The 12485-nt window shown below is 39.9% G+C and carries 6 protein-coding genes; 1 reads left to right on the top strand and 5 read right to left on the bottom strand.

What is annotated here, in order from left to right; translation table 11 throughout:
• Window positions 1-20: 20 nt before the first annotated feature.
• The gene (locus L2737_RS20835) at window positions 21-491 is read right to left on the bottom strand and encodes a GNAT family N-acetyltransferase (protein WP_248956983.1); all 471 of its coding nucleotides are present in this window, start codon (window positions 489-491) and stop codon (window positions 21-23) included.
• 140 nt (window positions 492-631) lie between these two features.
• On the bottom strand, window positions 632-3844 hold the full coding sequence (locus tag L2737_RS20840; protein ID WP_248956984.1) for a TonB-dependent receptor: 3213 nt from the start codon (window positions 3842-3844) through the stop codon (window positions 632-634).
• Between the two features lie 329 nt (window positions 3845-4173).
• Here L2737_RS20840 and L2737_RS20845 point away from each other — a divergent pair, with 329 nt between their 5' ends.
• Window positions 4174-4968: a S1/P1 nuclease gene (locus L2737_RS20845; RefSeq protein WP_248956985.1), complete on the top strand. Its 795-nt coding sequence runs from the start codon at window positions 4174-4176 to the stop codon at window positions 4966-4968.
• A 482-nt stretch (window positions 4969-5450) separates the two neighbouring features.
• Here L2737_RS20845 and L2737_RS20850 read toward each other — a convergent pair whose 3' ends face one another.
• From L2737_RS20850 to L2737_RS20860, 3 genes are all read right to left on the bottom strand, one after another.
• A complete protein-coding gene (locus tag L2737_RS20850) occupies window positions 5451-7433 on the bottom strand; it encodes a multiheme c-type cytochrome (protein ID WP_248956986.1) in 1983 nt (660 codons plus the stop codon).
• Window positions 7434-8025: 592 nt separating this feature from the next.
• On the bottom strand, window positions 8026-9936 hold the full coding sequence (locus tag L2737_RS20855) for a multiheme c-type cytochrome (RefSeq protein WP_248956987.1): 1911 nt from the start codon (window positions 9934-9936) through the stop codon (window positions 8026-8028).
• 565 nt (window positions 9937-10501) lie between these two features.
• Window positions 10502-12370: a multiheme c-type cytochrome gene (locus L2737_RS20860; protein ID WP_248956988.1), complete on the bottom strand. Its 1869-nt coding sequence runs from the start codon at window positions 12368-12370 to the stop codon at window positions 10502-10504.
• Between the last annotated feature and the right edge of the window lie 115 nt (window positions 12371-12485).

The raw sequence follows: 12485 nt of genomic DNA on the forward strand, positions 1-12485 counted from the left end.
CTTACTTTCTAATCAAATTGCTACAAGTTAAGCAGCATATCAATGTGCGGGATCCCATCTTCTAAATACATTTCAGAGTTAACAGTAAACCCCTGCTGCTGATAAAAGTCACTGAGATGCTGTTGCGCGCCTATTTGGATACTGGTTTGTGGCCACTGAGTTTTGACCACATCGATTGATCGCTGCATTAGCTCATGGGCAATCCCTTTGCCGCGACCTTGTTCAGCAATAATCACTCGACCAATACTGGCTTCAGGGTAACTCACTCCAGCGGGTAATATTCTTGTATAAGCAATAAGTTCACCCTGTGAATTGAGCCCTAAAAGATGTTTAACATCGGCTAACCTATCTTTATTATCAAGCTCTGGATAAGGACAATTTTGCTCGACAACAAACACATCTACCCGCAGCTTTAATATCTCGTAAAGCTCATCAAGACTAAGCTGGTTAAAGTGCAAAAGTTTCCACTGTATTGAATCTAAAGCAGACATATTGGTCCATTATCATTGGAGTGTATTTTGGCAGTCTAGCATGAAAAAATTACCTGATTAACACGCTTATTTGTGCATTTATTTCAGGCAAAAAAATACCGAGCCTAAGCTCGGTATTTTATTGGTTAAATTAGCTCAATTTAGAACTTGTATTTAACGCCAACTTTTAACTGCCAAGTAGACTTGTTTACGTCATAGCTATTGTAATTGTCAGTCTCTAACCCATCTTGCCCGTAAGGCACTGAGTAAGAGTAAACACCCGTTTCTGGGTTATAATTATGGTCTACCAACTTCTTACTACCATAGCTTTGTGTTTCTACACGGCCCCAATCATCATTCATCAGGTTAAGTACGTTTTTCACGTCAAAGTATAAAATACCTTTATGCCCATCCATAAATCCTGGTAGTTCCTGAGTGAAACGGAAATCTAATTGATGTACCCATGGTTGGTTACTAGTACCCTTACCTGCAATACCACCTGCGTACTTACTCAGACCGATTTCATCAATCGCCTTCTTGAACTCTTCGTACGTTAAACCGTTATATTCTACTAACGGATCATCCGCGTCCGTTGGTATATAAGGTAGATAGTATGAAGAACCATAAAACGCACTTTGATCCCCGAAACCACCGTCTTTATAAGAGCCAAGCACCCAAGTTAACGGGTTACCTTCACGGGCTTCATAGAACATATTGAAGCTAGATGCATAACCAGCAACAAACTCAGTTTCATAACCTAGGCTAACAGTGAAACGGTGTGGCGTTTCATAGTAACCAGGACCCATAGAGGTACCATTGCGATCAGATTGAACAGGTGTGTATTGGTAGTTAGAAGTGGCTGTTGAAGATGAGCCTTGGTTACCTTCATCTACTGAGTTATATGCATAACTAGCACGCATATTCAGGCCCATATCCCAACTCTTAGCTAAGGTAAAAGATAACGTTTTACTGGTGCCATCTTCTTCGGCATTGGTCAGCATCAAGTCATAACGGTCAGTGTTTCCACCAACACCATTGTTAGCTAATGGGTCCCATGTTTCATAAATGACACGACCACTATCATCTGTTTTCACTTCACGACGAGCAAGGTCAACCCAAGCTACATCATTTTCTTTTTGGATATATAAGAATTCACCACCGAAGAACCAGTCTTGACCTAGAGCACCGAAGTCCCAGGTGCTATCAAAGCCAATGCTTGCACGCCAATCAGAAGGTAAATCGAAATCAGGATCTAATGAGTTAGTGTTACCATCGCCGCCCACTAAACCATCTTGTGCGTCACTTGGTACATCACCAAAGTCCGGCGTGCCCCAAGCGTCGTTCCAACCGTCATTATATGTTAGTAAACTATTACCATCATTTGAGAAACTGTTAGACATCCATACCGTTGGTGAACCACCGCTATAACGACCCACCCCACCGCGCAACTTCACGTCATCTGATAGGATATAAGTTAAACCGATACGTGGCAGCCAGATATCCTTGCCATCAAAAGTAGCATTGTTGGCAAAACCATAGCGTTCAACAAAGTTATCATTCAATGCCGGTGAGTCTGACATGCTGATGGTTTCGTAGCGTAAGCCAAAGGTCATTTCTAAGTCGTCATTAATATTCCAAGTATCCTCAGCAAACAACGCTAAAGTACTCATATTAAATTCTGCAGCTACGTCTGTTGGATTGCCTGACTTTGCATTTGAATAAAAGAAGTCATCAACAATGGCCTGCTCAAAGTCTTCAATTGATTTGAAACTCCAATTACCCGATACGTTTTGTGCGAACAAATTGAATACTTCAATTTTATTGTATTGCACACCAAAGCCTATTTCATGATCACCTAAGTAGTAATCACCAACAAAACGCATTTCTAAATTTTGGTTATTTAGCTCATTAGCTTGGCGTGATTTATCAGTACCAAAGGTAACTTTGTCGCCTGAACCAAAGCTTTTCCATGGTTCATCAGCATTTGGGAACCAGTAAGTTTGTACTTCAACTTGGCCAATACCTAGGTCATCAATGGTGTTTGAGTTTGAAGTGGTATCTTTGTATGCCACTTTAATTTCAGTACTGAAATCTTCAGTCCAGTCGCTGTATAAATTAGCAGCGTACGTCTCTAAGATTTCTTCTTTGTTATACCAAGTGCTTGATAACTTAATGCTGCTTGAGTTGCTTGCTAAGTTGTTAGTTAAGTTACCTTTGGTATTTTGATAAGTAAAACTGGCACGGTGATCGTCGTTAATATTCCAGTCAATTTTAGCCAGAATTTTCTTATCTTCTTCTTGAGGGGTTTTATCGTAAGCACCAATATTTTCTAGACCGTAAATGCTTGCTGCAGCATCTCTCACACGCTGCAATTCGGCTTCTGTAATGTCAGAGTTGTTGCCAAAACCAGCTCCTTCAGGTCCCCATTCAGCAGATTTTGGCGCATCAAAGCTTTCATAAGAACCAAAGAAAAACAGTTTATCTTTGATGATTGGGAAGCCAATGGTGCCTCCAAAGGTTTTTTCTTCGAATTTTTGTTCTACCTTTTCACGAACACCATCTTCATCTGCGCGAGTAAGACCTTCACCAGCCATGCTGTCATTGGTCATTTCGTAAAAAACGGTACCAGAAACTTCGTTAGTACCAGACTTAGTTACCGCATTAATCTGCGCGCCAGTAAAGCCACCTAATCGTGCAGTATAAGGAGAAACATTTAACGCAACACTTTCTACTGCATCAATTGAGATGGGTGAGCGTTGAGTCGGATAACCATTTGAGTTAAGGCCGAAATCATCATTTTGAGAAATACCATCGACAACGAAGGTGTTAAAGCGAGGGTTCATACCCGCTACGCTCATGGAAATACCATCGGTACCCACTACAGCCATTGGGTTTTGACGCAATACATCTTTAAGATCACGACTAATTCCTGGTGCGTTAGCAATTTCTTTTGCACCAAACTCGCTGTTAGCCCCAGCACTGCGGTAGTAACTAGCATTACCGACAACACCGATACGTTCCATATCAGCTGCAGATTGCAGAGTACGGTTAAAACGTAATGTTTCACCTACGTTTAGATATAAATCTTGCTCTATATCATCAGCAAATTTACCTGAATCAACTTTGATCAGATAAGGACCACCAACACGAAGACCACGAGCAAGGAATTGACCCTCAGCGCCTACTGACACTTCTGTTACAGTCCCTGTTGGTTCGTGGATGATAGTAATTGTTGCATCTGTAACAGCATTTCCTTGAGGGCCAACAATCTGGCCTCGGATGTTTGATGCAGTATCGGCTGCCATGGCTGGTAGAGAAACACCCATAGCAAAGCAAGTCGCTAGTGCTAAGCGACTGATTTTATTGTTTAACATTTTCAGACCCCTGAAATATTTTTATATTTTAATTTGTTTGCTAGTTAATCTAGCTTTTAATATGAAGCTGTAGAGTAAAAACTTCAGGGCGGATTTTATAACCAATTTGTTTCAAAATCATGTCATTCTTGAACTATTTCTCAACAAAACCTAAACTATTCGCGCTCAATTTACTTTACAAATTTAACCAAAGCCATATGGGCTAAGGTTTCTCGGTAGTTTAGTCACAAAAATTTAATAAAAAAAAGATAATATACAAATCTTCTAAACCATCGATTTGGTCACATTACTAGGGTCAAAGTGGCTGAATCGCTAAAGGAATAATAATAATGAAACCTGCAGTACTCCTATTAAGCGCAACGATTACCTTAGCTAGCGCAATCAGCCAACCCGTTCATGCTTTTGGTCAAATAGGTCATAGAATTATTGGCGAGCTCGCTCAAAATAATCTATCACCAACAGCACAAAGTAATATCAATACATTAACAAAAGGTGAATCACTGGCACAAATGTCGACTTGGCCTGATGAGATCCGTTCAGATAAAAATTGGTACCACGCATCGCCTTGGCACTATGTGTCTATTGAAGATGATGAGACGTGGGATACAGTAAAAAGAAATCCTAAAGGCGATATTATTGAAAGCCTTGAGCGATATGAAAAAATCTTAATCGATCCAAAAACAACAAAAAAAGATAAATGGGAAGCACTGGCTTTTTATGTTCATTTTGTCGGCGACATTCATCAGCCATTGCATGTTGGCCATAGCCACGACCACGGCGGTAATAAAGTAAAACTGAAATGGTTTGGAGACGATACAAATCTGCACTCTGTGTGGGACAGTAAAATTATTGAGCATCAAAAATTAAGCTACACCGAATACACAGGGTTTATTGAACGTATCTCAGATAAAGACATCAAAAACTGGCAAGGCAAAAGCTATTATGACTGGGCTGATGAATCTAAAGCATTACGTGCAGGAACATACGAGCTAGAAAAGAATCGTGATGATCAACCCGATCTTCGATTCCAGTACATATTCAACCATACCCCAACAGTTGAATTAAGACTGCAACAAGCTGGCATTCGTTTAGCTGAAAAGCTTAACGTCATATTTGGTCAGTAAATTAAAGCGCAAAATCTGCATGATTATCAAAATTTTATGAATCATGAACATAAGCCCACTTGTTTAATGATAGGTGGGTTTAATTTTTAGGAAACAATTCGTTAATCAATACGCCGTATATTCGTCATTTTTTCATCATTTATTTCGCATAAAACTATCTTAAATACGTAGCAATAGAGACTTATTAGTTCTTTACTACATTAATAATCACGAATGAGATCACTAGCGCGAATTACAGTCAACTTTATTAAGCAGTCTCGACAGATGATCGTTATAAAGTAAGAATGAGCAAGGTGAAACTTGAGTAGGAATTACGAGAAGTGAGCCTAACCAGCAGAAAATAAGAGCCTGTAAATAATGTTGCCTTATAAGATATCAAATAAAAAAAGCCACTATTGTTACCAATAGTGGCTTCCTGTTATTACAGCGCCAACAAGGTCGAGCTGTAATACACTTTTAACGTCTAGATTAACCTAATGTGATTAACGTTCGAAGTTATGGTAAACATCAATACCAAACGACTTACCAGTGTCATGACACGTTGCACATGACTCAGCAGTTCCTTCAGTAAACCATTTATCGGTAGTTGGAACGTTAAATTCGCCACCATTTTGTTCCATATGGCTCAATGCTGAATCTGAATCATGACATGCAAAACAGTTTGCTGTAATTGGGCTAGTCATTACGCCAGCAGTACCTTCGTTAAACGCTTTTGAAAGCATATATTGATTAGGCACATCAGCTAGGCTTACACCGTCAGCATGACAAGACACACAGTTGTCAGCATTCAAGCTTGCTGCAGAGTTAACTACATTCTCACCAGTCTCTTCATCAGTCTTAGCACCTGAAAGTGCATTACCGATACCCCAGTGCATGCTATGAACCATAGGTCCGAAACCAGGAGCTGATAAAGCGCCTTTACGATCTTGGCCGTTGTTATGACACGCAACACAATCTAAGCCGCCATCACGGTATCCACCATTTTTATGATAGTTAGTATCGTTGTTGTGACAAGTCGTACAGCTATCTTCAGTTACTGCATGGCGACGTCCCCAATCTTGCACTTTTTCAAAGTTAATTGGGTCAACGACTTCACTGTAACCAGTGAAAGATACACCGAACTCACCATCACTATCTTCCCAGTTAGTATCTGCGATAGTGATACGTGAACTTGCTGACAAGTTAGCATCTTCAAAGCCATCTGTTAGCTCGCCGTAACACACTGAACGAGAACCATCTTCGTTTTCAATGTAACCTTCTGCGCCATGAGAAATCACACGAGCCACAATAGAATCATTATGGTAGTTGTTGATGTAAGCACCGCCATAAGTCACTTCATGGGCTTCATACATTTCACCAATATTTAATTGCACAGGTGTTTCACCTGAGTTATCAAATAATGCGATATCAACACAGTAACCTTGAGTCCAAGCTACGTCTTTGTGGTCAATCCACTCATCCATAGTTGGATTAAAGTATGGGTTACTTGTTGTGGTGTAATGGTTAGCACGTATTTCTTCACGCTCAACTAAACCAATCAATGAAGATTCTGCGTGGAATGCACGCGCATCGAATCCGTCAGCAGGTACAATAACGCCTGACTCGCCATTACCATGACAGTCACTACAACCATTACCAGCAATACTGGTGTTGATTACAGGTTCAGCATGACAGGTGTAGCAATTAGTTGGTGTGAAATCTTTTTCAAATTTCTGATGGTTAATATGACCCAATTTCTGCATGCTATTTTTAGCATAACCACCAGTGTCTAAAGAGTTTCCTTCAGCGTCGATATCACGAGGTACGTTGTTATGACACACCATACAGCCGCCAACAAAATCAACTTCCCCTTCTGTATTTAAGGCAACATACTTACTGTGCTTAATATCTGATGTAGCATAATCTACGTGGCACGAGTAACAAGTTTCAGTTGTGCTGGTATGAGTATTTTCAGGCTTGTTGACAATAATGTAAGGTGAAGATGCAATGTTATCCCCGCCACCCACTTGTAAACGAATCAAGCCTTCTGTATCCGCTTGAACAGCTGCCATCGGCGCAACAAATTCGTAACGACCATCATCTAACATGGTTAACGTTGCACCTTCTGTGGCACTATCACCACCCGCGCTAGCACTGCCACCAACAGAGCCATCACGTGCACGCTGAATTCCATGATCAGTTTTTGCAGCTAAATATACAGCGGCATTTTCAAGACCATTAATTAACGTGCCATCTTCATCTGTAATTTCAAACTCAAGGGTAACTTGACCTTCTCCTACAAGATGTGAAATATATTCGACATTAGTCACTGTTGAAACTTCTGTCACTGGGGTACTTGGTTCTCCAGGTGCGCCTGGTTCGCCTGGCGCACCATCTTCTCCATCACTTCCGTCACTACCACAGCCTGCTATCCCCATAGCGGCTGCAATAACGAACGCTAATTTACGTTTGGTTAAATGCTTCATCATCACTCCGATTTTCTTGTTTTACTACTTTTTAGGTATTTCTAATTTATACATTAGACGTTTTCATTTAATTAAATAGTGATAACTGTCACAACCCATTGCATCACATGTTTCAAAATAGAAGGTTTATGTTAAAAAATTGAGCTAGATCAATTTAAGTAATAACTAATGCAACAACAAAGCCTTAACACCATTATCTTTACATTACTTTACAATGACTTAAACAACACTATTGAGAAAAAAATAATACTAACAGCTAAAAGATGAAGAAAAGTTTAAAAATCTTATCGTTGAATTATGACGTATATCTTGAGGTTATAAGAGCGCTTTTAGATTTTTCATACCACTTTAAGCCTGAGAGGATTTAAAGTGTAGATCAATTCATACCGTAAACACTAAGATATTGAAAAATAAAAATATAATCAAAAAAACTTGCTCAATTTATAGCCTAGGGTATTTTTTAGGCATAAAAAAACCACTATGGTAAATAGTGGTTTTTTTTCAATACTTATATAGATTTAGCAAAAACTAGTTAATAATCTTGCCGTCTATATCATCTCGCGACACTAATGCTTTGCATTAGCTAACGACATTAACGCTCGAAGTTATGGAACTTGTCGATACCGAATGATTTACCAGTATCATGACATGTTGCACAAGATTCAGCAGTAGGCTGTGTGTACCAGTCAGTAACAACCTCTGCATCGATCTCACCGCCATTTTGTTCCATATGGCTTAGTGCTGATGCGCTATCGTGACAAGCAAAACAATTAGCTGTAATTGGGCTAGCCATCTTAGTTGTATCTGGGTCCCCATTTTCATCTGTATTGAATGCTTTAGCACGCATGTATTGATTTGGAATTGCACTTAAATCAATACCTTCAGCATGACAAGATACACAGTTATCAGCGTTTAAACTGTCTGCTGAATTTGGCACGTTGTTACCATCTTCATCTTGCTTAGCACCAGAAAGCTCGTTACCGATACCCCAGTGCATGCTGTGAACCATTGGGCCAAAGCCAGGTGCTGAACCTACAGCATTACGATCTTGGCCATTGTTATGACAAGCAACACAATCTAAACCACCTTCAACGTAGCTACCATTTTTGTGGTAGTTAGTTTCGTTGTTGTGACAAGTGGTACAGCTATCAGTAGTCACAGCGTGACGACGATCGTAATCACTCACTACATTTAAGTCTGCTAATTCAGCAACTGGAGAGTAGCTAGTGAAAGAAACGCCATCATAAGATGCATCTTCACCATGATTAAATGTAACACGTGAACTCGCCATGATTTGCGGCGTTTGTAGATCTAATGTTGAATGACAGAAAGTTTTAGAACCATCGCTGTTATAAGACTCTTCGTAGCTACGAGACTCACGTCCAACAATAGATTCATTGTGGTAACCATGTAAGTAAGTACTTGCATAAGTTAGCGTACCGTCAGCATATAGTGTTTCGATGCTTAGTTGCTCTTCACCTTTGAATAAACTTAGGTCAGTACAGTAAGCACCAGTGTCATTCATGTATACAGCAGAAAGTGTAGTTGAATGCTCAGCACGGATCACTTGACGCTCATCGATACCAATTTTTTCTGATTTAACATGGAATTCACGAGCATCAAAATCACTGTTTGCCATAATGAATTGTGCAGAAGCAGAATCCGTTGTGTGACAATCACTACAACCGTTACCCGCAATGCTAGTATTGATTACAGGCTCTGCGTGACAGGTATAACAGTTAGTCGGTGTGAAGTCTTTTTCAAACTTCTGGTGATTGATGTGACCCAATTTCTGCATGGTATTTTTAGCATAACCACCAGTATTTAGAGAGTTCCCTTCAGAATCAACATCGCGTGCAACGTTGTTATGACAAACCATACAGCCGCCAACAAAATCAACTTCGCCGTCAGTATTTAATGCAACGTAGCCACTGTGTTTAATATCTGAAGTTGCATAGTCAACGTGACATGAATAACAAGTTTCAGTCGTTGTTGTGTGCGTCATTTCAGGCTTATTCACAATAATATATGGTGAAGAAGCGATGCTATCTCCGCCACCTACTTGTAAGCGAATGAGTCCTTCAGTATCAGCTTGAACAGCAGCCATAGGCGCTACAAACTCATATCGACCATCGTCAAGCATAGTTAGCGTTGCGCCTTCGTCACTTGCAGATGCACTGCCACCAACAGAACCATCGCGTGAACGCTGAATGCCATCTTCAGTTTTTGCTGCCAAATATACTGCAGCATTTTCAAGGCCATTAATTAATAAGCCTTCTTCATCAGTGATTTCAAACTCAAGTGTTACTTGTCCTTCTTCAACCATATGAGAAATAAATTCTACATTGGTCACTTCAGAAGCTTCTACTACTGGTGGAGTCGGTCCTGGACCTGGTTCACCTGGTGCTCCATCTTCGCCGTCTTTACCATCGCTACCACAGCCTGCAATCCCCATTGCTGCTGCAACAACGAAAGCTAATCTGCATTTCGTTAAGTTTTTCATCATCACTCCGAATGTATTTGATACTACTTTGTAGGTATAACCCGTTTTTAATATTAGACTTTTCTGTATTGTTAAATAGTGACTAGAATCACATGCGCCATGACAAGACGTATATTTTATCGCCTTTATGGTAGAACTTTGAACCAGATCTTAATCAACACATTCTTATATAATCAAAGACGAATTTAACAAATACTTAAGTTGTTGTTTTTAAAGGATTTTTAAATCCTTAAAAATGATTAACATTTTAAAAACCTTTATTTTCAAGCCTTTATATTAAAATTTAAGGTTCGCATTACGATTAAACATACGAAGTATAGACAGGATTAATAATGAGTTAAGGTTATTTTAAGGTTGGAACACTAAAAACCATCAATTAATAGTGTAACCATATGTATCATATGATTTTTAATTATATTTGAATGCAATATATAATCTTGTGTCAATCATCCCAAATTCAGAATATAAAAAAGCCACTATGACTAGTGGCTTTTTTTATTCAAACATCAAACCTAAGAGTTAGTCTTGATTTAAGCTAACTCTACCAGCTTATATTAATAACTATTTAACGCTCAAAAATATGGAATTTTTCGATACCAAAAGATTTACCTTCAGCATGACAAGTGGCACAAGATTCTGATGTAGGTTGAGTATGCCAATCAGCAGTAACTGGTACGTTTAGCTCACCACCATTTTGTTCCATGTGGCTTTGTGCTTTCTCATCATTATGACAAGCAAAACAGTTTGCCATAACAGGAGAAGTCATCACACCAGCTTCACCACCATTGAATGCTTTAGACTTAATGTACGCATTTGGCACTTCATATAAATCGATACCATCAGCATGACAAGCAACACAGTTTTCAGCATTTAGCTTAGTTGCTGAGTTCGGCTCACCAGTCACTGCATCGCTACCTTCACCCCAGTGCATGCTGTGAACCATTGGTCCAAAGCCTGGTGCTGAGCTTTTAGCATTACGATCTTGGCCATTGTTATGACATGCTATACAACCAATACCACCTTCATCAAACGTGCCACCTTTATGGTAATCACCTTCAGAGTTATGACATGAAGTACAACTGTCAGCAGTAACGCTATGACGACGATCAAACTCATGAATGAACGCACCTTCAGCACTGACGATATCTGAATGAGCAGTCATGCTCACTAAGCCATCAAACGTAATACGTGCTGAAGCAAATAACTCAGAACCCACGAAGCTTTCATCTAAAGTGCCACATAAAGCCATGCTCTCACCAGATGTAGAAACGCTCATAGACGCAGCGCGACCAGTGATTGACGCTTCGTAGTAACCATGTAAGTAGCTAGATACAGAAACAGTACCAGCATCCACTAGCTCACCTAAGTTAAGTTGATTTTCTTCAACATCGTGAAGAGAAATATCGCTACACCACTCTCCTGACTCTTCGCCTTGAACAAAGTAAGGAGCTGATGCTGAAACAACATGCTCTTCCTTCAATTCTTTACGTTCAGTCATTACAGTGTGGAATTGACGCCAGTCATCACCAGTTTGGTTAAAGCTATTAAATGTTGCTTCAACTTCAGTGTTTGCAACACCTGCTGCATCATGACAATCAATACAAGTCTGTTGGTTATAAACAGTCGTGATTGGATCTACGTGACAAGTTGTACAGTTAGATACTTCAAAACCAGTTTCAAAACCTTGGTGATTGATATGACCAATTTTTTGCATATGGGTGTTTGAGCCATTGTCGTCACGAGTAACGTGACCGTGACAAGTCATACAACCAGCAACAAAATCAGTTTCACCTTCTAAATCAACCGCTACACGCGATGGATGTCTGAAACTTGAAGTTGAGTAATCAACGTGACAGGTATAACAAGCTTCTGTTGACGTTGTCATCGCTGCTTCAGGCTTATCAATTACGATATAGTCAGATGTTGCGATGTCACCGCCGCCCACTTGAAAGCGAATAATGCCTTCAGTGCCAGCAGTTACTGCTGCCATTGGTGCAATAAACTCATAATTGCCATTTTCAAGTTCAGTTAACGAAGCACCTTCGTCACTCGCTTTTGCTGCGCCGCCAACAGGATTTTCATCGCTGCTGTTACTACGCTTGATACCTTGCTCAGTTAACGCGGCAAGATATAACTCGGCATCTTCTAAGCCAATAATGCGAATATCGTCTTCATTGGTAATGCCAAACTCAACCGTTACTTGTCCATCTTCAACCGCATGATGGATCACATCTACATTTGTAATTTCTGATGTTTCTGTTGTTGGTGGGGTTGGTCCTGGACCTGGTTCCCCTGGGTTGCCATCTTTACCATCACTACCACAACCTGCAATCCCCACTGCCGCTGCGATAACAAATGCTAATTTGCATTTCGTTAAATGTTTCATCATCACTCCGTTATTTTTAATACCAACTAAATAGGCACTTGCGCGCATATTAGGTATTCCATTTAGTGAAATGAGTGACGCCGATCACATGAGATCTGAAATTTAACAAATATGATATTGTTTAAATTAAAAACTTGAGCTGTGTCTTGTTTAGGTAAAGCTG

Origin of the sequence: Shewanella electrodiphila (genome assembly GCF_023283985.1) — a bacterium.
GTDB lineage: Bacteria > Pseudomonadota > Gammaproteobacteria > Enterobacterales > Shewanellaceae > Shewanella > Shewanella electrodiphila.

Bases quoted from the DNA above. Each gene is read 5' to 3' on its own strand.
- L2737_RS20855 (WP_248956987.1), bottom strand. From the start codon at position 9,936: ATGAAAAACTTAACGAAATGCAGATTAGCTTTCGTTGTTGCAGCAGCA.
- L2737_RS20850 (WP_248956986.1), bottom strand. From the start codon at position 7,433: ATGAAGCATTTAACCAAACGTAAATTAGCGTTCGTTATTGCAGCCGCT.
- L2737_RS20845 (WP_248956985.1), top strand. From the start codon at position 4,174: ATGAAACCTGCAGTACTCCTATTAAGCGCAACGATTACCTTAGCTAGC.
- L2737_RS20840 (WP_248956984.1), bottom strand. From the start codon at position 3,844: ATGTTAAACAATAAAATCAGTCGCTTAGCACTAGCGACTTGCTTTGCT.
- L2737_RS20860 (WP_248956988.1), bottom strand. From the start codon at position 12,370: ATGCGCGCAAGTGCCTATTTAGTTGGTATTAAAAATAACGGAGTGATG.
- L2737_RS20835 (WP_248956983.1), bottom strand. From the start codon at position 491: ATGTCTGCTTTAGATTCAATACAGTGGAAACTTTTGCACTTTAACCAG.